This is a genomic window from Rhizobium sp. WSM1328, assembly GCF_057653715.1.
The window spans coordinates 504,984-528,898 of record NZ_JBYGKO010000002.1 but is presented as its reverse complement, the minus strand read 5'-3'; the positions used below and the strand labels follow the sequence as shown (position 1 = coordinate 528,898).

24 protein-coding genes and 2 pseudogenes are annotated in these 23,915 nt (G+C 57.6%); 17 read left to right on the top strand and 9 right to left on the bottom strand.

Annotation, left to right across the window (positions count from 1 at the left end; translation table 11 throughout):
• Positions 1 to 526: 526 nt before the first annotated feature.
• Positions 527 to 2,926, bottom strand: a complete 2,400-nt coding sequence (locus AC2444_RS26065; protein ID WP_206615956.1) for a membrane-bound PQQ-dependent dehydrogenase, glucose/quinate/shikimate family — start codon at positions 2,924 to 2,926, stop codon at positions 527 to 529.
• Positions 2,927 to 3,472: 546 nt separating this feature from the next.
• Between AC2444_RS26065 and AC2444_RS26060 the strand changes: the two genes are divergently transcribed.
• Both AC2444_RS26060 and AC2444_RS26055 read left to right on the top strand, forming a co-directional pair.
• Positions 3,473 to 3,730, top strand: coding sequence for a hypothetical protein (locus AC2444_RS26060; protein ID WP_128450219.1), 258 nt, complete (start codon positions 3,473 to 3,475; stop codon positions 3,728 to 3,730).
• Positions 3,731 to 4,325: 595 nt separating this feature from the next.
• Positions 4,326 to 4,619 (top strand): hypothetical protein, encoded by a 294-nt coding sequence (locus AC2444_RS26055; RefSeq protein ID WP_245461306.1) that lies wholly within the window; start codon positions 4,326 to 4,328, stop codon positions 4,617 to 4,619.
• A gap of 573 nt (positions 4,620 to 5,192) precedes the next feature.
• Here the strand turns inward: AC2444_RS26055 and AC2444_RS26050 are convergent.
• Positions 5,193 to 5,393 carry a hypothetical protein gene (locus tag AC2444_RS26050; RefSeq protein WP_164902808.1) on the bottom strand — a complete coding sequence of 67 codons (201 nt, stop codon included), beginning with the start codon at positions 5,391 to 5,393 and terminating at the stop codon, positions 5,193 to 5,195.
• Between the two features lie 152 nt (positions 5,394 to 5,545).
• The gene (locus AC2444_RS26045; RefSeq protein ID WP_128450216.1) at positions 5,546 to 5,755 is read right to left on the bottom strand and encodes an acetyltransferase; all 210 of its coding nucleotides are present in this window, start codon (positions 5,753 to 5,755) and stop codon (positions 5,546 to 5,548) included.
• 128 nt (positions 5,756 to 5,883) lie between these two features.
• On the opposite strand from AC2444_RS26045, the gene AC2444_RS26040 reads away from it, so the two are divergent.
• The 4 genes from AC2444_RS26040 (at position 5,884) to AC2444_RS26025 (ending at position 9,243) form a co-directional block, all read left to right on the top strand.
• Entirely contained in the window at positions 5,884 to 7,227 is a 1,344-nt protein-coding gene (locus AC2444_RS26040) for a chloride channel protein (protein ID WP_128450215.1), read from the top strand.
• A 207-nt stretch (positions 7,228 to 7,434) separates the two neighbouring features.
• On the top strand, positions 7,435 to 7,836 hold the full coding sequence (locus AC2444_RS26035) for a GFA family protein (RefSeq protein WP_128450244.1): 402 nt from the start codon (positions 7,435 to 7,437) through the stop codon (positions 7,834 to 7,836).
• A gap of 461 nt (positions 7,837 to 8,297) precedes the next feature.
• A complete protein-coding gene (locus AC2444_RS26030) occupies positions 8,298 to 8,738 on the top strand; it encodes a MarR family winged helix-turn-helix transcriptional regulator (RefSeq protein ID WP_128450214.1) in 441 nt (146 codons plus the stop codon).
• 88 nt (positions 8,739 to 8,826) lie between these two features.
• Entirely contained in the window at positions 8,827 to 9,243 is a 417-nt protein-coding gene (locus AC2444_RS26025) for a hypothetical protein (RefSeq protein ID WP_128450213.1), read from the top strand.
• Positions 9,244 to 9,315: 72 nt separating this feature from the next.
• On the opposite strand, the gene AC2444_RS26020 is transcribed toward AC2444_RS26025, so the two are convergent.
• Entirely contained in the window at positions 9,316 to 9,624 is a 309-nt protein-coding gene (locus AC2444_RS26020) for a hypothetical protein (RefSeq protein ID WP_128450212.1), read from the bottom strand.
• A gap of 21 nt (positions 9,625 to 9,645) precedes the next feature.
• The gene (locus AC2444_RS26015) at positions 9,646 to 10,074 is read right to left on the bottom strand and encodes a response regulator (RefSeq protein WP_245461305.1); all 429 of its coding nucleotides are present in this window, start codon (positions 10,072 to 10,074) and stop codon (positions 9,646 to 9,648) included.
• A gap of 63 nt (positions 10,075 to 10,137) precedes the next feature.
• On the opposite strand from AC2444_RS26015, the gene AC2444_RS26010 reads away from it, so the two are divergent.
• The 3 genes from AC2444_RS26010 to AC2444_RS26000 all read left to right on the top strand — a co-directional run bounded on the left by AC2444_RS26010 (position 10,138) and on the right by AC2444_RS26000 (position 11,500).
• A complete protein-coding gene (locus AC2444_RS26010) occupies positions 10,138 to 10,266 on the top strand; it encodes a hypothetical protein (protein WP_012760183.1) in 129 nt (42 codons plus the stop codon).
• Positions 10,267 to 10,500: 234 nt separating this feature from the next.
• Positions 10,501 to 10,728 (top strand): hypothetical protein, encoded by a 228-nt coding sequence (locus tag AC2444_RS26005; RefSeq protein ID WP_128450211.1) that lies wholly within the window; start codon positions 10,501 to 10,503, stop codon positions 10,726 to 10,728.
• Positions 10,729 to 10,744: 16 nt separating this feature from the next.
• Positions 10,745 to 11,500 carry a MauE/DoxX family redox-associated membrane protein gene (locus AC2444_RS26000; RefSeq protein WP_128450210.1) on the top strand — a complete coding sequence of 252 codons (756 nt, stop codon included), beginning with the start codon at positions 10,745 to 10,747 and terminating at the stop codon, positions 11,498 to 11,500.
• Between the two features lie 240 nt (positions 11,501 to 11,740).
• On the opposite strand, the gene AC2444_RS25995 is transcribed toward AC2444_RS26000, so the two are convergent.
• Complete coding sequence (locus AC2444_RS25995) at positions 11,741 to 12,229, bottom strand: invasion associated locus B family protein (RefSeq protein ID WP_128450241.1); 489 nt, start codon at positions 12,227 to 12,229, stop codon at positions 11,741 to 11,743.
• An 872-nt stretch (positions 12,230 to 13,101) separates the two neighbouring features.
• The gene (locus AC2444_RS25990; RefSeq protein WP_245461303.1) at positions 13,102 to 15,159 is read right to left on the bottom strand and encodes a response regulator; all 2,058 of its coding nucleotides are present in this window, start codon (positions 15,157 to 15,159) and stop codon (positions 13,102 to 13,104) included.
• A 166-nt stretch (positions 15,160 to 15,325) separates the two neighbouring features.
• Between AC2444_RS25990 and AC2444_RS25985 the strand changes: the two genes are divergently transcribed.
• Positions 15,326 to 15,676, top strand: a complete 351-nt coding sequence (locus AC2444_RS25985; protein WP_128450208.1) for a VanZ family protein — start codon at positions 15,326 to 15,328, stop codon at positions 15,674 to 15,676.
• Positions 15,677 to 15,989: 313 nt separating this feature from the next.
• On the opposite strand, the gene AC2444_RS25980 is transcribed toward AC2444_RS25985, so the two are convergent.
• Complete coding sequence (locus tag AC2444_RS25980; protein ID WP_245461302.1) at positions 15,990 to 16,277, bottom strand: hypothetical protein; 288 nt, start codon at positions 16,275 to 16,277, stop codon at positions 15,990 to 15,992.
• A gap of 164 nt (positions 16,278 to 16,441) precedes the next feature.
• Here AC2444_RS25980 and AC2444_RS25975 point away from each other — a divergent pair.
• Together AC2444_RS25975 and AC2444_RS25970 are read left to right on the top strand one after the other, a co-directional pair.
• A pseudogene (locus AC2444_RS25975) lies at positions 16,442 to 17,391 on the top strand (chloride channel protein); the annotation flags it as partial.
• 526 nt (positions 17,392 to 17,917) lie between these two features.
• Positions 17,918 to 18,286: a BA14K family protein gene (locus AC2444_RS25970; protein ID WP_128450240.1), complete on the top strand. Its 369-nt coding sequence runs from the start codon at positions 17,918 to 17,920 to the stop codon at positions 18,284 to 18,286.
• 529 nt (positions 18,287 to 18,815) lie between these two features.
• Here the strand turns inward: AC2444_RS25970 and AC2444_RS25965 are convergent.
• Positions 18,816 to 19,073 carry a DUF982 domain-containing protein gene (locus AC2444_RS25965; protein WP_128450207.1) on the bottom strand — a complete coding sequence of 86 codons (258 nt, stop codon included), beginning with the start codon at positions 19,071 to 19,073 and terminating at the stop codon, positions 18,816 to 18,818.
• Between the two features lie 187 nt (positions 19,074 to 19,260).
• On the opposite strand from AC2444_RS25965, the pseudogene AC2444_RS25960 reads away from it, so the two are divergent.
• The 5 genes and pseudogenes from AC2444_RS25960 to AC2444_RS25940 form a co-directional block, all read left to right on the top strand.
• A pseudogene (locus AC2444_RS25960) lies at positions 19,261 to 19,597 on the top strand (cytochrome o ubiquinol oxidase subunit IV); the annotation flags it as partial.
• A 70-nt stretch (positions 19,598 to 19,667) separates the two neighbouring features.
• Positions 19,668 to 20,933 carry a cation:proton antiporter gene (locus AC2444_RS25955; RefSeq protein WP_348630199.1) on the top strand — a complete coding sequence of 422 codons (1,266 nt, stop codon included), beginning with the start codon at positions 19,668 to 19,670 and terminating at the stop codon, positions 20,931 to 20,933.
• A gap of 187 nt (positions 20,934 to 21,120) precedes the next feature.
• Entirely contained in the window at positions 21,121 to 21,795 is a 675-nt protein-coding gene (locus AC2444_RS25950; protein ID WP_128450205.1) for a hypothetical protein, read from the top strand.
• Positions 21,746 to 22,003, top strand: coding sequence for a DUF6894 family protein (locus tag AC2444_RS25945; RefSeq protein ID WP_432431634.1), 258 nt, complete (start codon positions 21,746 to 21,748; stop codon positions 22,001 to 22,003). The genes AC2444_RS25950 and AC2444_RS25945 overlap by 50 nt, the downstream gene beginning before the upstream one ends.
• A gap of 314 nt (positions 22,004 to 22,317) precedes the next feature.
• The gene (locus tag AC2444_RS25940) at positions 22,318 to 23,724 is read left to right on the top strand and encodes a sensor histidine kinase (protein ID WP_245461301.1); all 1,407 of its coding nucleotides are present in this window, start codon (positions 22,318 to 22,320) and stop codon (positions 23,722 to 23,724) included.
• Positions 23,725 to 23,915 lie beyond the last annotated feature (191 nt).

Below are 23,915 nucleotides of genomic sequence, written 5' to 3'. Positions count from 1 at the left end.
AGAAGGAGGCAACAATGCAATCGACGTGTATTTTTGCGAAGTCGGCAGGGTCGCTCTGCGGATTCGTGTTGGCGCTCTCGGTCCTTGGCATGTCTGGCTCGGCAATGGCGCAGACCAACGAGGTCGCGAAAGACTGCAGGGTCAAGCCCGACACGGAGCGAGCGAAAAACCTGAGTGGCCAGTTGGACGACTGTAATGGCGTCTTAAAGCCGCCGAAGATCGGCGACGAGATCGTTACCCCGGCGCCTTCGACCGGGACTATGCCGGTGATAAAGCCTGGCGATCTTCCGTCGAACAGATCCCACGATAGCGGGACAACCGGCAAGTGATGCCGTCGCCGGCTGTGGTTGCGGGCCGATCGCAGGCCGAAGGCAACATAATCATCCCCGGGCGTTCTCTGCGTGGGTTGCAATCGCAGAAATTCGGAGGAAGTCCAAGCATGCCCAGAGCAGGATCCAAGAGTGCCAGCGATTTTGGGTTGCGCTAATCTCTTGATGACTGCCACCTGGCCCGAACTGACCCGATCCTAAGGCAACGCATAGGCGATGAGAGTATCTCCTACCGGGGTCTCCATGAAATGATGACCGCCAGCCATGATGACGACGTACTGCTTGCCATCGACGGAGTAGGTCATTGGCGTTGCCTGACCTCCGGCTGGGAGACGATCAGTCCAGAGGGTCCTCCCTGTCTTGATGTCAATGGCCCTGATCAGATTGTCGGTGCTTGCGGCGATGAAAACCAATCCACCAGCCGTTACCACGGACCCGCCATTGTTGGGTGTCCCGATCGTGATTGGCAGCATGGATGGAATGCCGAAGGGACCATTGGTTCGGGCTTGTCCCAATGGACGATCCCAAAGTGTCTTTCCGGTTTTTAGGTCGATCGCACGGATGCCGCCGTAAGGTGGCTGCTTGCACAGAAGCCCTGTGACCGGCAAACGCCATCCGGCATTGACGTCGATGGCATAAGGAGCGCCCGCTTGTGGATCGCCGGCGCCTTCGGCACCACCAATCTTGCCGCGTGCCTGATCGCGGGGCGCCCAGCCGAGCTTGTCGGCCTCCGCCCTTGGAACCAGTCGGTTGTAATTCGGCATGTCGTTGTAGTTGGCGATCAACACGCCGAGGCGCGGATCCATTGCGACCCCGCCCCAGTCGGAGCCGCCATTATAGCCGGGATATTCAATGCTGTGACGGTCGCTCGTGGGCGGCGTGAAGAAACCTTCGTAGCTCGCCCGACGGAACTGGATGCGGCAGATCATCTGGTCGATCGGCGACATGCCCCACATCATAGCCTCGGTCAGGTCGGGTTTGCGCAACGTGTGGAAGGTAGAGAAAGGCTGGGTGGGCGCGCGTTGTTTAGGCTCAACACCGCCGCTCGGCACCGGGCGCTCCTCAACCGGTGTCAGCGGCTTGCCGGTGCGGCGGTCAAGCACAAAAATGTCGCCGCGCTTGCTCGGCAAGACAAGTGCAGGGACAGGCCCCTGATCGGCTGGATAATCGACCAACGTCGCCTGCGATCCGAGATCATAGTCCCATACGTCATTGTGAACTGTCTGGAAATGCCACACTGGTCTTCCTGTAGTGACGTCAAGGGCCACGAGTGAGGTCGCGAACTCTTTTTCGGCCGGCGAACGGCTGCCGCTCCAGTAGTCGACAGCCGACACGCCGAGCGGCAAATAGACCAGACCGAGATGCTCATCGGCTGACGCCGTCGTCCACATGTTGGGAGTGCCGCGCGTATAGGTTTCATGCTCTGGCGGCAGGACGGTGATATCAGGCCGCGCCATGTCCCATGCCCACCGAAGCTCGCCGGAAACCGCGTCATAGCCTTGAATGACACCCGAGGGCGCATCGCGCTTCTGCCCATCCAGCACTTGATGGCCGACCACGACAATTCCGCGCACGATAGTCGGCGCAGAGGTTATGGAGAACATGCCCGGATCGTGTTCACCAATGCCGGTCGTGGTATCGACGGTGCCCGCTCGGCCGAAGTCGGGGCAAGGTTGTCCGGACTTGGCATCGACGGCGATCAAGCGCGCATCGAGAGTCCCTTCAAGGAGGCGGTTTGCGCAGAGCTGTGCGGAGTTCACGCCTGGAACGCTATAATAGGCGAGGCCGCGGCAAGCCGCCGTATAGGGAATATTCTCGTCGGGCACTTCGGGATTGTAGCGCCAGTTCTCCTTTCCGGTCCTGGGGTCAAGTGAGATGATGATGTTCTTTGGCGTGCAGAGATAAAGGGAATCTCCCACTTTCAGTGGGGTAGTTTCCGCCCCATAAGTCCCCTTCGCGTGCTCACTCGGCAAATCGCCGGTATTGACGACCCAAGCGCGCTTGAGCTGCCCGACATTGGCCGGCATGATCTGCGCCAGCGGCGAGTAACGCCGAGCGCTGTAGCTGCCGCCGTAAGCTGGCCAGTCGGCTCCTGGCTGGAGAGGAGAGGGATCAGGCATCTGCCGAGCCGCCATCTCGGGAACAGAATTCGCGCCTTGACGAGGCGCAAGCAAGGCAATTCCCGCTGCTCCCATGGCCGCGATCATGGTCAATCCGGCAAGAAGGAAAACCGCTGCACGCCAGCTGCTGACGGGGCGCAAAAATGGCAAGGTCAGGAGCAGGACGGCAAGAAGCACGAGAGGCGCGACAATGCGGGGAACGAGTGCCCAGCCATTCAAACCGGCCTCGTTAAAGGCCCATGCGACCGTTGCCAGTACGATGAGTGCATAAACCCAGACGCTGCTGCGCCTGTGCGTCGCAAGCAATATGCCGGTCGCGATCAAGCCGAGGCCGCTGAGCACATAGTACCAGCTCCCCCCAAGCGTCGCCAGCCACGCGCCACCCGCAGCAAGCACTAAGCCTATCAGAAGAATGATGAGAGCGATGACAAACACGAAAATGCTGCCGCGACCCATGGAGTAGCGGAATTGCAACATGAGCTTGAACTCCTCTGCGCTGGAACTGATGTCCGCCGCATCGAGGCGGATGCCATTATATCATCACGTGACATAGATGACCAAAGGGCATCGGCAAGCGTCGCGGCCGGAATTCACGGCAACGTGTTCCCACTTTAATTGAACTTCTTTCGGGAACTCAACGCCGACAGATCAAACCGACGGTCGAAAAGGCGGTCAAACCCATGAGTTCGGGAGATAGCCAGCCATAGCCAAAGCCTTCTCGTAGGTGGCCAAGGCCGCCACAATCTTCGGAATTCTCTCGAATCCAAATTTGACGTTGGAGCAGAGCAATCACGGTTTTTTGAAGTGCTTCTCCGGCGACGCCGCCTGGGCTAAGTCATTATCTTGCTGGCTGAAATTTTCATTTGCGGCTGCGGACGCAGATTATGCGTCTGTTCATCCTATATTCATAATTGACACAATTCGATCTAGATGAATAATATCATGACATGATATTTTTTATTAGCGTTAGGTCCCATCTCCCATAGCGGGATGCCCTCATTCATCATGCAGCGGAGAAAAGCGGTGCTCGAGTTCCTTAAACGAAAGAGATCGGCAATGGACCCTGGTGAGCTCGTTGCCCTTAGCGTGTTGCTTGATAAATGGTGCGAGAGACATGGATATAATCACGCCGATGCGATGACCAAGGCGGCTGTGATACGGATGATCGAGTTGCGCGCTAATGGCGGCACGATAGAGGAGCTTAAGGCCACGTTGTCGCTCCATAATGGTCAGCCTGTACCGCCGATCCAGCCGACCGATCTGGCGACGGAACCGCTCTAATAGTGACTGCCACGCCATTAGACAGGACAAAGAGAATGACGGTTTATAGATTCGATTTGGTTTCCGACGTGTCTGTCGCGAAATATCCAGGCCACGTTATCTGTGTAGGAGGCGATCGCGACCGGACGACTGGCACCCTCACTCCATACGGGCGGGTGCCAGAGCCGTGCGAGCAAGCGTTGGAATCTGCGATCTACCGCGCCCTTTTGTTCCGTCAACGAGATGCACGTCCCATTGGAGTCCGCGACAACGGTCACTTGTGGCCGTCGCGACTGGGAGCCGTCGTTCCGTGGGAACCACCAGAGGGAGCGTAAGTGAATTTCTGTTTCTGCTAACCATAAGATCTCAAACGTGGCCGGCCAATCTCAGAAACTCGGATGGAACAAGGTAAGCATTTGGGTCGCCTTCGATGAAAAGCAGATCAGGCTTGTGTTTCCGGTGAATTATTATATCATGCCATGATATAAGTGAAACAAGGAGAATAGCTACGTAGGACTCTAACGGCTGGGCCTACCGACCTGCCAAGACGCTCTGGATCTGGTCGATCGTCGGGGCTTCTGCCCTGACGGTGGCGGTCGGCTTACAGGGCGAATGGATGACGTCTGGTAGCGCTCGGGTCACGGAAGAAATCCCTTTCCGTAATGCTCGCGCCGAGCTCATTGCCGACATCTGCGGACAGAAGTTCGTTGCTTCTACCGACGCGGAATCCGAGCTTAAAACCTTGAAGGCTAGGTCGTCGTGGGAACGGGATGAATTTAGTCAAGGCGGCGGTTGGACAACGATCGCCGGCATTAATAACACGGTTCTAAACGCCGCGGAGACCTGTGCACATCGGTTGGTTGACATGAAGGATCTTGCTTCGCCGAATGCCCCCGTGACGAATAGCTAAATGTTCGGCTCGACTTGGTGAGATGTCGTGCTGGAGCGGGCCTGTCCGGAATGATTTCGGGCAGGTCCTTTTCGACGCACCACATTGAAAAGCGCTCTTCGCCAACTCGCAGGGCAGCGACATTCCGCAGGCGCACAGGCTGCTCCTCGCCGGTTCGGCCGCGAGTATTGCGCCTGTCTTCATGACCGCTCGTGCATCGTTTCTGCCATATAGAACGACGAGCTCCTCAAGGCTCTTGGCCTCGTCTGCAGCCCATTCGTTCCGCTGTCTGGGATGGGGGTGCTGGCTGCTGTGCCAGGTCTTCAATCCATCGCGCTCGAATTGCCGCTCCTAAACCGACAGGCAGCCAGTACGGCGGATGCGCGGCAGTCTGTCGAAGCGAAGCCTTCCTTTCACATCCGCTCGAGCTTGGATCAACCTCCCGTATCTTGCTCCGCCTTCGTTTCGATCTCCAATGCACACCTTTTAACTCGGCGAGAGCGACCCGACAGGATTGAACCAGGATCTTCAAGCGCTACTTCAATAAAGGAGGAGAATTGCCATGAGTAAACGGTCGAAAATCCTTTTGTTCGCCTATTCGATTTGTGTTTTGATCTGGTCGGGCATCGCTTTTGTCGGGCTGTCGACGCTCAATGACCATGATGATGTGACCTTTGCCTCCAGCGCCGAGCATTGATGTTGCGGCAGGACATCGCCCGTTTCAGCAAAACTGTGATTTTCGACAGATCCATATCCATGTTGCAGCGACATCGGGATCACGATGAGCATTTTCATCGGATTGCTCGCTTTCCGGATGGCATAGTCTCAAGATAGCGGGAAATCGAAATCTTGGTTCGCTCGCCGTGCGTCGCGGGGTCCGTACTGTGGGCTCGGCACGGAGGCGACCGGGGCCCGAAGCCTGGGCGGCCCAGGGTCTCAGGACAGTATCAGTCCGGGGAAGCAAGGAGCTTGCGCAGACGGTTGCGGTCGGTCACACCGGCCTGGAACCACTTGCGCAGTTCGCGCGCGAGGTCGTGCGCTTCTTCGCTGTCCGGCTTTATTGCATTCGTCCGGCAGTGTTCCCTCACCGGGCTTTGAACCATGGTGACGTCGTCCGGCCCGAGGGACGGCGGCCCTATCCCGAATGCGTTGAACATGACACTCTCCGTGCTTTGGCATACCCGCGATCCTACCCACATCGGACATGTTTGAAAATGAGGGGGTGATCTTCCCGCGCATTTGGCATTAGAAGAGTTCCTGATCTGCGTCATGTATTGAGTCCATCATGCCCATTCCCTATCGCTATTCAAAGGTTCTTCGCCGCTCCCGTGTTCTCTGGGGTTCCTTTTCCCTATGGCGGCCGAGACTGGTCTTCTGGTGCGGAGCATTGACAATCGGCGTGATCAGCGTTGGGTTTGCGAAGCTCGCGGATCTGGCGCAGAAGGGCTTTGGATCTCTTACCTCTTCCGGCGAATGGGCCTTTCTGCTGCCCCTGGCGCTGACGCCGGCCGGATTTATGCTGTCGGCCTATCTGGCGGCGACGCTGTTTCCAAATTCTGGTGGTAGCGGTATCCCGCAGGCGATCGCCGCCAGACATTTGAGACACGACGAAGACCGGACGCGGCTGCTGTCGCTGAAGATCGCCTGCGGTAAGATCGTACTGACGGTGCTCGGGCTCTTCTCCGGCGCCTCGATCGGCCGCGAGGGACCGACTGTCCAGGTCGGCGCATCGATCATGCTCGCTGTTGCCCGGTTCAGTGGCATGGCGCAGGCGCGCGGGCTGATCCTTGCCGGATCGGCGGCGGGCATTGCGGCCGCCTTCAACACGCCGCTTGCCGGTATCGTCTTCGCGATCGAGGAAATGAGCCGGACCTACGAGTCTAGGGCGAACGGTCTGGTGCTGACCGCCGTCATTCTCTCCGGTCTCGCGGCACTCGGCCTTTCGGGCAGCTACAACTATTTTGGCATGGCCTCGGCGGCTCCGACGGAGTTTCGCGACTGGGGACTGGTTCTGATCTGCGGCATCGGCGGCGGCGCTCTTGGGGCGGCCTTCAGCGGCTTTGCGCTGCATTTTGGTCAGCGCATCCGCCGCTGGGCACAACCGCAGCCACTGAAGCGCATGCTGGCCCTTGCTGGTGTTTGCGGGCTGGCGATCGCGGTGATCGGCGTCGCAGCCGGCGGTACGACGTTCGGCACCGGCTACGAGCAGGCGAGAAGCGCAATCGAAGGCAACCCCCTTCCGCTGCTCTTCTTCCTCGAAAAACTTGCCGCCAGCTTCCTGTCGATGATCTCAGGCATTCCGGGCGGCATCTTTGCGCCGTCGCTCGCCGTCGGCGCCGGTTTCGGAAGCACGGTCGGATCGCTGCTCGGCACCAGCATTGCGTTGGCGGCCATCCTCGGGATGGCAGGCTATTTCGCGGGCGTCGTGCAGGCGCCGATGACCGCCTTCGTCATCATCCTTGAAATGACCGGCGACCACCAAGCGGTTATCCCGATCATGGCGGTTTCGATGATCGGCTACGTGACATCGCGGATCCTGTCGCGCGAACCGCTTTATCACGGTCTTTCGCGCGTCTTCATCGCAGCGGCTATCCGAGCGCGGCGTGCTGTCGAAAGGGAATCCCAGTAGCGTGCCTTGACACACGCACATCGATCCTGCGCAGTTCTGTGGCTGGCCAGGTATGCTCCCGGCGCCAAAAACGCCTCGTGGGCTGCGCTCGATCCGTCCACCGGTCTCGTGGGGTCGACGACGGAAGGCCTGACCAGTCCGGCGTCTCGCACCCCACTCCCATCGAGCAACGGAAGCGGCAGACGCCGAAGTAGCGACCGTGGCACAATAGGAGGAGCACGAAATGCGGCGAGTGGCAATTGTTCATGCGGCGAGCTTTCAATAGCCGCCGACGGAGAACCCGTCAAAATCTCTGCCTGTCATTGCCGGGCCTGCCAACGTCGCACCGGCAGCGCGTTCGGAGTGGCCGTCTTCTTCCACGCCGATCAAACGGAGACGTCCGGCGTGTCGACGAGCTACATCCGATCAGGCGACAGCGGAAAATCGGTCGAATTCAGGTTCTGCCCTTCATGCGGTTCGACGGTTTTCTGGATGGCGGAATTCAGGAAAGAGCTCGTAGCCGTCTCCTTGGGATGCTTCGCCGACCCCTCCTCGCTCGCGCCGACGCAAAGCGTCTATGAGGAAAGCCGTCTGGAATGGGTGGTGTTCGATTTCACCAAGCTTACCTAGGCGAAGGCGCGTTGACAGTTACGGCCTCTTTTCTCGACCGATCGCGAGTGCAACCCTGAACGGTCACTTTGGGCGACCCGCTCGAACCGCTGAGCGGCTACCAGGCCATGCCCGATCGACCACCAGAACCGCTCGAATCCACAATCCGTCGCTCTTCTGCTTCGGCAGTACGATTTTCAGTATTCCACCGCCAAACCAGGGAGCGTTGGCCGTTCCTTTGAAGGCGTCATTCGGTTGATCTGTCTCAGGTGGCGGGGCTACAGACCCAGACGAACGATGATATAATTTTCTCGCGCAGTCACGAAATTGGCACAGTCTTTTTAGCAACATCGGGTGAATATGGCGAGTGAGCTATCCGTCGATGCCCTTGCTATCAATACCTAACGTATCGGCTCAGCTCGGGACCTTTCTTCCAGCGTGCTCCGCCGTTCATATCATGACATTTGAGAAGGACTATTCGCATGCCTCGATCGGGACGCCGGACTTCTGGCCTGACTGACGACGTCTATGAAGGCCTGGCCGGGTTCCGGCTGGCCATGAGGCGCTTCCTGTCGTTCAGCGAGGCGGCCCTTGCCGAGGCTGGTGTCACCTCCCAGCAGTATCAGGCTCTCCTGGTGGTGCGGGCTGCTCCGGGCTGGCAGATCAGGCTTCGCGATCTAGCCGAACAGATGCTCATGCACCACAACAGCGCCGTCCAGCTCGTCGATCGGATGTGCTCGGCAGGTCTCGCCGAGCGGATACCTGCGGAAGACGACAAGCGCAGCGTGCTGATCGGCCTGACCGCAAACGGCGAGCGGACGCTTGAATCTCTGGCGAAGGTTCATGTCGAGGCGATGCTTTCGCATGAGCCGCTGCTGGCTGAATCCCTATCCCGTCTTCGTCAGGTGACGGAACTGGCCTGACTGTCACTCACCATTTCTTGATCACCACGCGCTTGACCTCCGAACATATGATTGTATCATGGCATGATATAAATGGAGGAGAACGGCTATGCAAAGTGGCGAAGGTGGCTGGTCCAACTACCGACCGTCCAAGACCCTTTGGGCCTGGTCTATCGTCGGCGCCTCGGCGTTGACGATGGCGCTTGGCTTCACTTGGGGAGGATGGACGACGTCGGGAAGGGCCAGGGTGATGACCGACATTGCCGTCCGTAACGCAAAGGCGGATCTGGTTGCTGGCATTTGCGTCCACAACTTCGTGACGGCGAGTGACGCACAGGCGAACTTAAAAACGCTGCAGGCGAAATCGTCATGGCAGCGCGACGACTTCATCACCGAAGGAGGCTGGGCGAAGATCGCGGGGATCGACGGTACTATCACGAACGCGGCGGACGCCTGCGCCGACCAGCTCGTGAAGATGAAGGAACTGCCGCTATCGGGAGGAGACGCGGCAGTCACCGACAGCTAGAGTTCAGACCGGAAGTGATCAGTTATCCGGTCCTCGCGAGGCCCGTCCGAAATGATTTCGGGCGGGCCATTTTTATCCTTTGAAATCGATCGCGCCAGCAGCCTCCAGTGCCTGCAGGACCTCTCTGGTCATGAGGCGAGCGGCCATCAGCACCGCAGGCGACAACGGTCTGCCGTCGCGCGCGTCCCGGCATATTTTCAGAAGGCCCATCAGCTCGACCGGGTTCTCAATGAATCCGTCCAGCGCGTCTTCAACATCCTTGGGAAACCGTGATCCGACCTCGGCCACGAGCTCGCCGTCCTCCCTTAACACACCCCGACTGATCAGAATGATTTCCAGCCGCCCTATCCAATGACCGAGTTCGGCGCGTCTATCGATCATCTCGTCCCCTCCCCAGCCTGTTCAAGCGAAGAGCCGCATTCCTCCTGGCGGGATGCCTCGTTCGCCTTCGCGGATTGTCCTCAGATATTCGAGAACGTCCCGGATCAAGTTGGGGTGGGCGGGTTTCGATATCAGCCCGATAACCTTTAAAAGATCGGTTTCAATCAGTTCGGGGCTTCCCGTGACCATGACGACCGCGACGCCGAAATCGCTGGCGAGATATTGCCCGATCCGCGGACCGGTCGCTCCGTCCCTCAGGTTGACATCCACCAGGGCAATCGTGCTGAAGGGTGCAAGCTGCTGCGCGGTCTCAAAGCTGTCGGCTATTCCCGAGATATCATAGCCCAGTGTCGTTACAATATCCTCAAGATCAGCCGCGATCAGCACGTCGTCTTCGACGATCAGTATTTTCTCCCCAGCCATTCGCCCCTCTTTTTGTTCATGCTGCATTCAGGATTGACAATATGGGCGAACAGTTAAAGAATGTCACCACATGATATAAGGAGCGAGCCAATGACCAAGACCGCCTTCCTCTCCGCTGTGTTTGCCTGCTATGTCGCGGTCATGTTCGCCATCGCTTCCATCCCCGGAGAGACGCCTTCGGAGGTTTCGCAGGCTCAACAGCTACAGGCGGTGAATTGATCTCCGGCGCAATGCGGCAGAACCACCCATGACAGCGACGTCGGAGCTTGAGGATGTCACTTGAGAGCAGGCTCTTTCTAGCGGCCGTCGTGCTGTTCGTCACGGCGATATGGGGCGTCGTCGTCTACGTCTTCTTGCAGCTCTGAACCTCCGGTACATCATCACGTGACATTTTCTAACTGACTCGGAACCGTTGCGCGCGGCGGTCATTACTCCTGCGAAGGAGCTACTCTCATGCAACGTTCCCTGATCGAGCCATCACGCACCTACGTTTCGCGCAATGCCAACCGGCCACGCTGCGTATCGCGCATCGAAAACGGCATCGTCACCTACCGTGAATTCCATTTCGGCATCCCCTTCTCCAGGACGGAGACTTTGGACGAGTTCGCCAAGTGGGCGCATGAGGACGTTGAACTGCGAGAGCGACGCGAAATATTCCAGCCGCCGCCGCAAAGCGCCTGATAACCGGAGTCCGGCCATGTTGGTGGCGACTCCGAAAAAAAAAGCTGTTCTCTATCGGATGGTGATGAAGGATCATATCTGCCCGTTTGGGCTGAAGTCCCTCGATCTGCTGAAGCGCGAAGGCTACGAGGTCGAGGACCATTGGCTAAGGACGCGCGAAGAGACGGATTCCTTCCAGAAAGAACATGGGGTCGAGACCACGCCGCAGACATTAATCGACAATGCTCGCATCGGCGGCAACGATGATCTGCGGCGGTTTTTGGGCAAGGACGTCAGAGACCCGCAGGCGACGTCCTATAGGCCGGTCTTGGCAGTGTTCGTCACGACCGCGCTGATGTCCGTCGCCGCCAATTGGGCATCAGGCTCGATAATGACCGTCCGGGTCTTCGAATGGTTCATCGCTTTTAGCATGTGCGTGCTCGCCATTCTGAAACTTCGAGACCTCGAGAGCTTCTCCAATATGTTCCCTGGCTATGATCTGCTCGCGCGGCGCTGGGTCCGCTACGCCTATCTCTATCCTTTCGGCGAGGCGCTCGCGGGCGTGCTGATGGTCGCGGGCGCACTCGTCTGGCTTTCCGCCCCGATCGCATTCTTTATCGGCGCCGTGGGGTCTTGGTCTGTTTACCAAGCGGTCTACATCGAGAAACGCGAACTGAAGTGCGCCTGCGTTGGCGGCGACAGCAACGTGCCGCTCGGCGTCGTCTCGCTTACGGAAAATCTGATGATGGTGGCGATGGCATTGTGGATGATCACGAAAGCCGTGGCGCTGTGACAACGATGAAAGGTTTTGAAATGCTGCCCGAACAAGACGAATCCTTCTACGACGTTCGAAGTCTACGGCGCTGCTATGGCATCGGCCGGCACGAGGCGGAGCGGCTTATTCAGCGGTTTGGCAACTCGAAGCAGGAATTGGATCTGCTCCTTTCAGCCCGTGGGAGGAGTCCCGAGCATCGCCTGAAGGAACTTGCGACGCCCGAGCAGAGAGCTCCGTTTGGAATTGGCTGATTCGGCCTCACTTGCACTGGGCAACGCGCTCCAGCGCCGCCGTCACGCCTGTCAGTGAATAGGCATAGGTCGTACGAGTGCCTCGCGCTGACGTCGCGTGCAGCGTCATCTGGCTGCCAGACCGAAGTGCATCAACGAATTCCGGTTCGAGCGCGGCGTCGGATACCCAGGCGCTGTTCCCCTTCACGAACATCTTGAAGGTCCGCTCTCCGATCGAAGCCTCTACCGTCGAACCACTCTTCAACGCGTATCCGAGGATGGCTTCAGGTTCATTGCCGCCCCCTTTCTCCGCCGGCGCGATCAGGAAATAGTTCTTTCCATGGTCCACATTTGCCGGAGCAGATTCCTTCGGCACCGAAAGCGCGTAGCAAACCAGAGATCCGTTTCTCGAAAAGGAATAGACGCCCCAATCGCCGCTTTGAGACACCATTCTGGCCGCGGCATGGGCGGTCAATGGCATCGATGCAGCGACAACAAGGCTGGCAAGCTTCTTCATTTTTTTCCCTTCTTGAAGTGTCGAAATCAACGTTCGCGGCTCGATCCAACCGTCGGTTTGTCGCGCGTTTCCCGCGCAGCAACCTCATCGAAGATGATAGACCCGTTTACGACGAGGCCTTCCCAGACCCGGTTCCCAAGCTGGTAGGTTGCCCGTGAGGCCGGTTTCCTCTCAGACGGGGCCGCGGACGAAACCGTGACGAGCTTTTGCGTGCGATATCGCTGAAGCTCTCGCGTCGTGACGCCTAGACCGTCGGCAAGTACTTCGTCTGAAAGTAAGGAGTCGGGGTTCGTGACATCGGGCATGGTGAAGTTCGAGCTCGGGCTTCAGTAATATCATGGTGTGATATAATTCATTCCGGCGCGTCGGTTCAACCCCTTGCCGCGGGAAAAGGGCTATCGGCGCGATTTCGATGAAGAGCCCAGCTTCTCCAGCGTCCCATCTGCAGGAAGAACGCGGTTGTCGTCCAATTTCTCCTATTTCTGCTAAGATGTCCCGCCTGAGGTGTCATGTTCACAGCGAGTTAGATTCGGGCGTGTTCTATTGGGCCAGAGCCCTCGAGCGGAGTGTCGCCCGCCTCACTACTGCTCTGGAGGTGCTGGGGAGTGATCAACACGAGATGATCGGCGGTTAGAAATCGTCGCGCATGCGGACCTCCTATGGCCAATCTGTACGTCTGGCGATCGAGTAGCGGCGTGGCGGTAGGGTTTGTTACCTGCGCTGTTTATCGCGATGCTCGCCCCGAGCCGATACACACACGGATCGCATATCGTCCCGTGGCTATTCGGCGATGACAGGGTTCTTCATCAAATGCTTCCGTCATCCATTCGAGTGGGGCGATACGGTTTTTACGATCTCTTCTCGTCCCGCACCTAACCAGGATGCAGCCTTACCACCGATGCAGAGTTCCTTTGGGCGGCCGCCGCCGCGAAAGCCCCGAGCATGTCTGCTCTGCTGAATGGTTTCGAAAGAACTGGGAACTGTGTTCTGGCACCTTGTTCAAGGGCATCGCTGTACCCGGTCATCAAAATGATTGACGTGTTGGGATGACGACTTTGAATCTCCATCGCCAGTTCGAGCCCTGACATGTTCGGCATCATGATGTCGCTCAAAACCAGCTCGACATTCGGCTCCGACGCCAACACGGTCAAAGCCTCCTGACCGCTTGGCGCGGTAGCAACGGTGATCCCCTCCATTTCGAGGAGCATCTTCGATGCTTCGAGTGAAGACGGCGTATCGTCTACAACGAGAACCTTATGCGGCAAAGGATTGGCTACGGTAGCTGAGCTTGACGGAGCGACTTGACCAGCCGCCTTCGGAAGGTAGATGACAAAGGAAGCACCTTGATCCTGTAAGCTGCTTGCGACAACGGCTCCACCTGATCGCTGAGCAAATCCGTAGACCTGACTAAGCCCCAGACCGGATGACCGACCGCCTTTTGTAGTAAAGAAGGGTTCAAAGACCCGGTGAATGTCTGCCTGCGGTATTCCTGGACCGTTATCAGATATGGAAATTGCAACGCAGGGACCGCGAAGCTGTTTTATTTCTCTGGAACTCTCACTTATGTTGCGTCCATGGATACGAAGTCGACCACCGTCAGGCATGGCTTCACGGGCATTGGTCACTAAATTGATGATTGCCACCTCGAATCCCTGGGGGTCTACAGTGACCGGCCACATCTCTGGATCGAGTTCGGTGTCTATAATGATCTGGTCCGTTGCGGCCTGCTTTACCAAATGTTCCAGCGGACCGATCTTGTCTTGAATAAAAAATGTTTCCGCATCGAGATTGGAGCGCCGGGAAAAGGAAAGGAGCCGGTGCGTGATCGCCTTTCCCTTGGACACTCCCTCTGACATCATATCGAGGGTCACATTTAGCTTTCGCTCGTCGTTTTTACGACGTCGGACTCCTTCAATCCCCGCCTGGAAAATCATTAAGAGGTTATTGAAATCATGTGCCACACCTCCGGTTAACTTCCCAAGCGCTTCCATTCGCTGCCCACTGGCAAGGGCGAGATCCTGCCGGCGACGGGCGGCCAATTCACGTTGAAACAAGAACGCTGCTGCGACGAGAAGGCCCACAATCAGGAAGATTGTCGCCAGCAAGATCCGATATTCAGTCCGGCCGATCTCCTGATATTCCGCCAGAGGCATCCCAACGTGGACGGTCCAATTCGAGCCGGCGATTTCAGCGGAGCTTGTTCGGACCTCCTCTCCGCTAACAATCTTCACCCCCGCAATGCCTGACCGTTCTGACCCGATCTCGCGAACAAATGCATTCAAAGGACCCCCGACCAGCGAGGGGGCGGCGCCCGTTGCTGCCACAAGCCTTCCGTCGCCGTCGGCAATCCAAGCCGTCCACGTTTTCGCCAATCCATTAGCGTAGAGAATATTGGTAATCTCTTCGGGTCGGATCAATGCAGTAAGGATAGAGGTAATCGTTCCGTTTCGCTCGACTGGCACACGGATCGGGAAAGTCGGTATTTCCCGTTCTCTCCGCACGACGCTGCCAACGACGGCAGTACGCGATTCAATGACTCGTCGATAACTTTCCATATCATTCACCGTCGAATGCGACGCGCCATCCTCGGGCGTGGGTACCGAGAGCACAATGTTGCCGTGAAGGTCGCTGATATGCAGCATTTGCCAGACCGGTATTCGGCCCAGCAAGCGATGGGCGATCTCCTTGAAAGCCTTCCTTTCAAGCGGCGGGTCCAATCGGGGCGATTCCGAAACCACCGACAACAACTGACGTTGCATCTCAAGCGCACGCGCCAACCCGGTGGCGGAAAAATCTGCGCGTTGGGCGATATCGCGGTCAATCGCCGCGCGCTGCTGTCTTAGGAAATATTCTCCGATGACGACACCGACGACGAGAACCGGGATCGTCGCGCATAGCAACAAAAGCAGACTTGGTCGAAGTCTATTCAAAAAATGCCCGTCCAATTACAATTGAACAATCGCTACTGACCTAGAGTTCCGAACCGAAACGACAATCCCGATGCGCCAAGAACAGAGCATTATAGGTGGAAATTTTCAGGTTAAGCTTGCCATCTCGTGAAATTGCCAGTTTACGATTTTCTGGTAACCTGCGGTTATGAACACTATTGACATCGCTCGTGCTATAGCATGGGCTTCACTGGCTATCATTGGTCTGGTCACGATTGCACCGCCGCGCTGGCGGGCGCCGACGGTCGTCTCCGTGCACGTCGATCGTGTGTTGACTTTCGTCCTACTGGCGATGCTTTTTGCCTTCGCTTACCCCAACAACCGACGGGCAGTTGCGATATTCTGTATTCTTGGCGCCGTTACCTCAGAGTTCTCCCAGCTCATTTCACGCAGGCGTCATCCCAAACTCAACCACGCGCTGCTGAAGGTATTTGGCGCTCTGGCCGGCGTTCTGATCGGGGCCGTCATCATACAATTCATTTCCGTTGAACGTCACTAACAGCTTCAATCTGCACGGCAACGGCTCCGCCCTTTCTCAACGCGTTTGTGTCCATGCGTCTTTCGATGTGATAACGGCCGGTAATGACCGGGGCGTAGCTGCGCAAAGCAAAAACGATGAAGGCAAGCACGATCGAGACAGACACCGGTGCGAATACGGCAAAGCGCGCAATTTTTCTTCCATGGTTCGATCTCCCATCCGTTCTTCCGAAAGAAAACCGGCTTCACCGCCGAAATTTAATGCGGCTCACTCTGATCGGTCACAGGCGAGACCCGAAAGATCTTCTTTTGGGGTGGTTCGCCGTCCCTGGTGATCAACACACCCGGTCGGCATGGGGGCGTATCGACAGCAGGCGTCCGTCCGTTTTCATCAGAATCTCGTCGGCAGCATCGCTACAATCAACGACCTGCGCCTGTGCCTCTGCCAAAAGGACCAACGGCGGACTGGCGGGTTCGGCGAGCGCAATTGTTCCTGATGTGATCAAAATGAGTAATGACATGGAATAGACCCCTTCCGTTGCCATGATATCGGCACACTTGGCGTCATGCAAATATTCCAAGCTGAAAATGGCGATGGCGGGCGCAAACTGGCCGAAGGGCATTCTAGGCAACGACTGAGGGAAACTCCGATGCGACCCATTCTGGCACTGACGGCGATCTTGGTAGCACCATGGTAGATCCGATCGAGGCCAATGCTCTCCATGGGGGGCGGTAATCTCTCACGGACAGCACCTGGTCGCCGTCCAAAACTTGGTGTCGCAGACCGTTGTCGCGTCGGAGTTCGATAGCCCCTGCTTATCGACCTATGCTCGGCGGTGTTGTCGTTGGCCTTCTGGCACTGGTCTCTCCGCAGGTTCTCTCGGCAGGACACGGTGCCCTTCACACGAGGTTGCCATTCCGGTCCTTCCGGGACTGTTACTCTTAAAGTCCGCTGCCTCGGCGTTATCCATTGGTTCCGGATTTCGCGGAGGGCTTTTCTTCGCCTCACTGTTTACGGGAGCGCTTCTTGGCAATCTTTGCCTATTCCAACCCAGATTTCGATCACGCTACACTTACTCCCGTGGTTTATGCTGTTGTCGGCATGAGCTCGCTTGCGGTTGCCGTCATTGGTGGACCGATGACCATGACGTTCCTCGCCTTGGAAATTACCGGCGATTTTCCGATCATCGCTCTCGTTCTCGCCGCGGTCATCGCCTCCTCATTGGTGGCGTGCTCGACGTTCGGCTATTCATTTGCGACGTGGCGTTTCCATTTGCGGGGGAGAGTATTCGGAGTGCTCGCGATGTCGGCTGGATTAGAAGCCTCACTGTCGAAAGGCTCATGCGCGCCGATGTTCGCACCGCAGATGTCGACATGCGCCTTTCGCGATTTCGCCATGATTTCCCGCTGGAATGCACGTAGCGCGTGGTCCTGGTGGGCGATCGGGGGCAGTATCGCGGTATCGTCCTGCTCCCTGACGTTTATCCCAGCCCGGTCGAGAAAGGCGACGATGAACACGGGCTTGGCGGGTTCATCCGCTGGAGGGATGACTTTCTGCTGCCTGAGATGAACTCAAAGCAAGCTGCGGGCCTTTTCGATAGCGCCGAGAGTGAAGCTTTGGCCGTCGTCAACACCCCCAGCGAACGCAAGGTCATCGGTCTCCTGACCGAAAGCCACACGCTCAGACGCTACAGCGAAGAACTTGATCTGCGACGCAGAGAAGCAACGGGAGAGCTTAGACGTAGCACTCTTGGTGGTTGCAAGTTTGCCGGCCAAACACCAGGATGGAATCAGCACCGTCACGATCAGCTCGCACAGCTGGCGCCACTAAGACGGCCACGTTTTCTAACCCCGTACACTGACCATGAAGTGCTATATCGATCCCTGGATCGGCCCCATCGAAGACTTCTTTTTAAAGAATTGCGCTCCTATTGAGCATGAGCATCTCCATCCGTGGATCGCGTCCAACGCATGAGGCAGCGCGGGCCGATTCATGCTCTTCAGTCAAGGAGCCACCGATCTTGCCTTCTGCAGCGAACGGCGGGCATTTCGGTGGCTGGCGGGGCGGCGATATTCAATGTCGGCGCCAGCTGCGGCATGTAAGGCTGTTAGCCTTGATTGGGAATCGTGCACGGCATGCGTTCGCTTTGATGTTACCTTGCCAAACCTTCTCTTACAGAAAATACGCTCTAGCTGCGGCAGTGCATACGATTAAGGGAGAATCACTGTGAAAAAGCTCGGTATTTCAGGTCTCGCCGCGTTTATGGCATTCGCGGGCTTGCAGCCCGTGGAAGCGGGTCCTTTATGGGTCGGCCCGAAGCCAGTAGTATCGCCGCAGATTGAACAGGTGCAGTATCACCATCGCGATCATCGCGGCTGGTATCACGGGCATCGCGGTTATAAACACTACCGCCCAGGTTATCGCCGGCACAGGGACGGATGGTGGTATCCTTTGGCTGCTTTCGGCGCAGGAGCGATTATTGGCGGCGCCATTTCGGGCCGGCCGGCGGTTGGCCTGCCTTCGCGCCACGTCCATCGGTGTGCAGCCCACTACCGGACTTATCGCGCGTCCGATAACACTTATGTTCCACGTATTGGCGTGAGAGCCGTCTGCCACTCGCCTTACAGATAAGTCAAAGTGAAGAGTATTCTGACCGCATTTGGGCTGCCGTATGCACCGCAGCCCAAATCGATCTACATGGTGGATTGGCGCAACGCGAGCCTCACCGAATCGCTGCTTCGATCGCACCGCTCATTCTTCATCATCAGGACAGTAACGAGACCAAGGGCGAGCTCGCTCTTCCTGGTGAATGACCCCGCCGCCATCAAGGCATCGGGGCATCGGAACCGATCGTGAGGGAAGTCGGCTACTCCCTGGCTGCCGCGGTGCAACCCATCTCGATTTAGTCCGCTGTCTAACATTCAGCGCTTTCCCTTCAAGCGCGAATGCGCCTGTGGACGACATGGAGCAAGGTGTCGCTGCTCACGGGAACATCCGTCGACGTGACAGCCGATGCTGGCTTTCCGCCAAAAGCAAGGCTCAGTTGAACAAGAGCCCATCGAAGCGGCAGTGCGACTTAACGGCATCCAATTTTTTGCACGTAGAGACACAATCATGGCTGACAAGCTCAGATTCAACCTCCGCCGTACGCTTTCGGTGCCTACGTCAAAACGTTGGCTTCTGCCGCCGCAGATATAAAGGCCTCCCTGGCCACTTCGATGCGCACCAAGCTGTTCATAGCCTCGACACAACGGCGCTTCGCGGCGTCGAGACAAGGTCCGTCAAGAAACGGCCACCTGTGTTCCAGATAGTCAATCGCCTCTGCAGGACCGTGAATGAATTCAGATGAGCGCCTTCCGATGCGTATTGCGACGGGCGCGGTCCAGCGAAGCTCGTCTGTGTGGCTGCTTGGGTACATTCCAGCCTCCATGTTTTCCAAAGGAGCATTTCGTATATATTTAAGATGCGCAGATCGTCGTTCAACGATTCACAGTGCGAACGCTGTCGATCGCTGCGTCAAATGCTCGTCCGTGCAAAGCAGATTCCAGATGGCTTTGTGGGCACCCGAACCCCCATGTGCTGGAGCGGTGCTCCACCGGACAAGACTGGTGCTTGCCATTCTGATGACGGCTGCGTCCTTTGCCGTTGCCAATGGCTGGGCATTCGTCTGGCAACCGGGGATAGGAGCTGCCCTCATCGCGCTGGCAGTGGGACAGATCGGCGTCCATCTGGTGTTCTTCCTGCATCTGACCCACCGGACCCGACAATACCAACAATGCGCTAGCGCTTGCGTTCGGTACGCTCGTCGTGATCCTGATCGTGGGAGGTTCGCTCTGGATCACGCATAATCTTGATCAGAACATGATGCCGACCATGCCAGCCGTGCCCTGTGCAGGTGTCGAGCAGCGGCGCGAGTTGCGACAGCGCGCCGTCTTCCGGTAACGTCAGATTATCATGGACCTTCCGGCCCATCCTTTTCAGGCCGGGGACCGCAGACCACTTGGGGGTAGCCGTGTCAATCTTCGAACTTTCTGCCATTCTCTTGAGCCTTTCGGCAGTACTCGGCTGGATCAATCATAAATACCTGCCGATGCCGAACACGATCGGGCTTCTGGTGATGAGTGTGGCGGCATCGCTGATCCTTGTCGCAGTAGATGCCGCCTATCCCGAGCGGCACCTCTTCGAGCCGCTGACCCAGACCCTGCTCCGGATCGATTTTACCGAGGTGGTGATGAACGGAATGCTGGCCTTCCTGCTGTTTGCCGGCTCGCTGCATGTCGATCTGGGCAGGATGCGCGAACGCGCCGCGCCCGTGGCAATCCTCGCCCTGTTCGGGACGATCGTGTCCACCGCTATCGTTGGCGTCGGCTTCTGGCTCCTCGCAAAACTGTTCGGACTGGAGATGCCGCTGGCCTGGGCGATGGTGTTCGGCGCCCTCATTAGCCCCACGGACCCCGTGGCCGTTCTGGCGACGCTCAAGAACGTCAAGGTGCCTGCCGACCTTGAGGTGGAGATGCAGGGCGAATCCCTGTTCAATGATGGGATCGGCATCGTCCTCTTCACGGTGATGCTGCTGTTTGCGACCCAGGGTGAGGGTGACACGATCACCGCCGGCTCGATCCTCAAACTCCTCCTGGTGGAAGGCGGCGGCGGTCTCCTGCTCGGCATCGTCACCGGCGGCATCGCCTATTGGGGCATGCGGCTGATCGACGACTATTCCGTCGAGGTGCTGATCTCGCTGGCTCTCGTCACAGCAACCTATGCCATCGCCGAGAGGCTGCATGTCAGCGGGCCGCTGTCGGTGGTCGCCGCGGGCCTGCTGATTGGGTATCACGGGCCGCGCAAAGCCATGAGCGATCGCACCCAGACCTATCTGTTCGGGTTGTGGACGCTGATCGATGAGATCCTCAACTCGGTTCTCTTCCTACTGATCGGGCTCGAAGTGCTCGTCCTCAAATTCGACACGCTGTCACTGGAGATGGCAGCCGTGGCCATTCCGCTCGTTCTGCTGGCACGGCTGGTCGCCGTCGGCGCCCCCGCGCTGGCTGCCTGGTCGAGCAATATAATGTCGACCAGGAACGTGCCGTTCCTCACCTGGGCGGGAATCCGTGGCGGCATCTCGATTGCGCTGGCGCTGTCCGTTCCGGAGAGTCCGGCGAAGCTCGTCATTCTCTCGTCCACCTATGCGGTGGTCTTGTTCAGCATCATCGTCCAAGGTCTCACCCTGAGTGCAGTTGCACGGCGAACCATATTTGCCGATGAGCCCTCCAGCAGCTGAAAAACCTCCTTCTGATTGCATGTGATTGCCTGGTCATCACTAGTCGAATTTTCTGCCTCTTCCGGGCAATGGGCGCGTGCACAAGTTTGTGATGCGCTCCAGGCCTTGCCGTGTACGCACTATGATTTATGTCATGCCATGATGTATTTTGCAGGTCAAATTGGCAAAGGCAGAAGGAAGAGCTTGGATGTTGCAATCTCGCATGTCGACGGGGCGCCGCAGTATCTACCTGTTCGTTATCGCTGCAGTCATTTCACTCATCGGAGCCGTTCTTGGTGTTGGCGGGGGCTGGCTCGCGGCGTTGGGAGGGAGCTGGTACTATTCGATAGCCGGGATATCATTTGTCACAAGCAGTGTTCTCTTCTTCATGCACAGGCGCAGCGGTGTTTTCCTCTATGCGGTTATCGTCGCCGCCACTGCGGTCTGGGCTTTCGCAGAGGCAGGACTGGACGGATGGGCTTTGGTCCCGCGCCTGGTGGCTCCATTGATACTTTTCGCCTTCGTTCTCGCGTGCCTCCCCTTCCTCTATCCGCAGACCAGCTGGCGACAGACCATCAGCAGCTTGGGCATTCTTGTTATCCTATCCTGCGTCGGCGGCTTTTTCGTTTACAGGCTAGCGCCGGACCCGGCTGCCAATCCCTTGCCGGTCGTGGCAGCTCGCGCGATGGCGGATCCCTCGACACTGCAAGCTGGCGTCGAACCGACGGGCGCTATCGCTGCCACCATAGGTCGGTGGAAACGCCGGGTCAGCTCTCAGTGGAAATCAACACCGGAGGCTTGCAAAGTGGCCAGTCGTACTGCAGCATTTGCTTATGGAGACGTTCTTTTCCCACCTCAATTTTTTGAGGGAGTTCGTTGTTGATCCGGAGGGATCACAGTTCCACGACCTGGCAACTGCAGGGAGCGAAGCTAGGCAGGCCATACGCGATATGGCCGCTGAGCGCCTCAAGGATCGAAGACAATTTACACTTTGGAGCATTCGGATATGCGATGACCAAAATCGGCTAGTTGCCGAGGTATTTGCCCCCGAAGCCTTGACGGAGGTGATTTCACCAATGTTCTGGTTTTGAAAAAACCGGATAGGTACATTTAATCCCTTCTCGGCAAGGGCGATCACCGTTCCAGCTGCAACGCCCTTCCCACTTTCCACAAGCTGCTGATTTTGAATTTTGCTTCTCGTGCGCACGCTTAGCGCTCGATGGGCACTGCTCCGGCGAAAGTGTCCTCAAGGGAGCCACGCTGTCTCGTGCGACGGCATGACAACAACATTATGTCTCTCCGCTCCTTCACAAACGCGAAGAAATGTGCGGTTTCTGACCGTTCGACACGGAGGCGATCTAGGCTGCTAGGGTTGCAACAAACCTGTCGCAGTTGAGAGCGCGATATGAACATCTGCGATCGACAACAAATGCGGGATGATCCGTTCGACCCTGGGACCGATATCTATCGGCATATCGTCGAAAGCGCGACTGATTACGCGGTCATCACGACGAGCCTCAATGGCATCGTGACCACCTGGAGCGCCGGCGCCAGTAACCTTCTGGGTTACGCTTCCGATGAGATCATTGGCCAATCCTTGTCGCTGATCTTTACCTTCGACGATCAACTGCAGGGGGCATTTTTCGCCGAGATGCACACTGCGCTATCGGACGGGCGCGCCGAAGACAATAGATGGCACGTTCGCAAGGATGGCAGCCATCTGTGGGCCTCCGGCCTGATCACGCCGTTGAAGAATGATGCCGGGCAGTCCATCGGCTTCGTCAAGATCATGCGCGATCGTACTCGCTCGCTTGAAGAGGACGAATCGGTCCGGTCGAATGAGGAAAGACTGCGGCTCATCCTGAAGAGCGCCACCGACTATGCGATCTTCACATTCGACCAGCAGGGCTTCGTCCTCAGCTGGAACGCAGGCGCACGCCGCATCCTCGGATACGAAGAAAAAGAAATCATCGGACGCGACGCGCGGATCCTGTTTACCCCGGAAGAGCGCGAGGCCGGCGCACTTGAATGGGAAATCGAGACCGCCAATCGGGAGGGACGCGCCGAAAATGAGCGCTTCCACGTGCGAAAGGGCGGATCTCGCTTCTGGGGCAGCGGCCTGACCATGCCGCTCAAGGCCCGGCACGACAAAGTCGGCTATCTCAAGATCATGCGCGATGACACTGAACGGCATCAAGCCGAGGAACATCAGCAGGTCATGATGCGCGAGATGAGCCACCGGGTGAAGAACAGTCTGATGCTGGTGACCGGAATGCTGGCGATGCAAGCGAGAGGGACCGATGTTGCTGAGGTAAAGCGGGCGCTGACCGATGCCGAGGCCCGGGTCGCGACGATTGCAGCGATGCACGATCATCTGTGGCGACAGACTGATCTCGAAACGATCGATTTGGCCGACTTTCTCGAAGGCCTGTGCGAGCGTCTTGCTCAGACATCTAATCAGCACGCGATTGTGTTTGAAGGTACTCCGTGCCGGATCGATGCCGACGGCGCCATCCAGGTCGCCCTCCTCGTCAATGAGCTCGTGACAAACGCGTTCAAGCACGCCTATCCATCTGGTGGTGGCAGGATCGACGTCAAAATCGAGACAGCCGCAGAGGAGATTTTACTCGCTGTTTCGGATCAGGGCGTTGGGCTTCCCCAAGGTTTCGACCTACGGGACAGCTCGCGCAATAGCCTTGGCATGAAGATCATCGGTGGCCTCGTAAGACAGTTGAAGGCGAAGCTCGCCATTGAAGACGCCGCGCCCGGTGCGCGGTTTGCGATACACGTGCCAGCGGCGCTGAAGACTTGACCGCGCCGCCGTCATCAAATCGTTTCACGAACCCGATCTAGCATCATCTCGCAAGCGGTGCAGGCCTGGTAGCGGCATTTTGGTGTCCTGTTCAGTGATCACTTCGACATGGATGGCACTCTTGCTCCGGAACATCCCTTGCCCATCGCGGTGATCCCATTGATCGCCTATGTTACAGTAAATGCCGAGAA

Excerpts from the sequence above, each read along its gene's own strand:
- AC2444_RS26065 (WP_206615956.1), bottom strand. The coding sequence starts at position 2,926 with ATGTTGCAATTCCGCTACTCCATGGGTCGCGGCAGCATTTTCGTGTTT.
- AC2444_RS26055 (WP_245461306.1), top strand. The coding sequence starts at position 4,326 with ATGACGTCTGGTAGCGCTCGGGTCACGGAAGAAATCCCTTTCCGTAAT.
- AC2444_RS26050 (WP_164902808.1), bottom strand. The coding sequence starts at position 5,393 with ATGAAAATGCTCATCGTGATCCCGATGTCGCTGCAACATGGATATGGA.
- AC2444_RS26045 (WP_128450216.1), bottom strand. The coding sequence starts at position 5,755 with ATGTTCAACGCATTCGGGATAGGGCCGCCGTCCCTCGGGCCGGACGAC.
- AC2444_RS26040 (WP_128450215.1), top strand. The coding sequence starts at position 5,884 with ATGCCCATTCCCTATCGCTATTCAAAGGTTCTTCGCCGCTCCCGTGTT.
- AC2444_RS26030 (WP_128450214.1), top strand. The coding sequence starts at position 8,298 with ATGCCTCGATCGGGACGCCGGACTTCTGGCCTGACTGACGACGTCTAT.
- AC2444_RS26025 (WP_128450213.1), top strand. The coding sequence starts at position 8,827 with ATGCAAAGTGGCGAAGGTGGCTGGTCCAACTACCGACCGTCCAAGACC.
- AC2444_RS26020 (WP_128450212.1), bottom strand. The coding sequence starts at position 9,624 with ATGATCGATAGACGCGCCGAACTCGGTCATTGGATAGGGCGGCTGGAA.
- AC2444_RS26015 (WP_245461305.1), bottom strand. The coding sequence starts at position 10,074 with ATGCAGCATGAACAAAAAGAGGGGCGAATGGCTGGGGAGAAAATACTG.
- AC2444_RS26010 (WP_012760183.1), top strand. The coding sequence starts at position 10,138 with ATGACCAAGACCGCCTTCCTCTCCGCTGTGTTTGCCTGCTATGTCGCG.
- AC2444_RS26005 (WP_128450211.1), top strand. The coding sequence starts at position 10,501 with ATGCAACGTTCCCTGATCGAGCCATCACGCACCTACGTTTCGCGCAAT.
- AC2444_RS26000 (WP_128450210.1), top strand. The coding sequence starts at position 10,745 with ATGTTGGTGGCGACTCCGAAAAAAAAAGCTGTTCTCTATCGGATGGTG.
- AC2444_RS25995 (WP_128450241.1), bottom strand. The coding sequence starts at position 12,229 with ATGAAGAAGCTTGCCAGCCTTGTTGTCGCTGCATCGATGCCATTGACC.
- AC2444_RS25985 (WP_128450208.1), top strand. The coding sequence starts at position 15,326 with ATGAACACTATTGACATCGCTCGTGCTATAGCATGGGCTTCACTGGCT.
- AC2444_RS25980 (WP_245461302.1), bottom strand. The coding sequence starts at position 16,277 with ATGCCCTTCGGCCAGTTTGCGCCCGCCATCGCCATTTTCAGCTTGGAA.
- AC2444_RS25970 (WP_128450240.1), top strand. The coding sequence starts at position 17,918 with ATGGCATTCGCGGGCTTGCAGCCCGTGGAAGCGGGTCCTTTATGGGTC.
- AC2444_RS25965 (WP_128450207.1), bottom strand. The coding sequence starts at position 19,073 with ATGTACCCAAGCAGCCACACAGACGAGCTTCGCTGGACCGCGCCCGTC.
- AC2444_RS25950 (WP_128450205.1), top strand. The coding sequence starts at position 21,121 with ATGTTGCAATCTCGCATGTCGACGGGGCGCCGCAGTATCTACCTGTTC.
- AC2444_RS25945 (WP_432431634.1), top strand. The coding sequence starts at position 21,746 with ATGGAGACGTTCTTTTCCCACCTCAATTTTTTGAGGGAGTTCGTTGTT.
- AC2444_RS25940 (WP_245461301.1), top strand. The coding sequence starts at position 22,318 with ATGAACATCTGCGATCGACAACAAATGCGGGATGATCCGTTCGACCCT.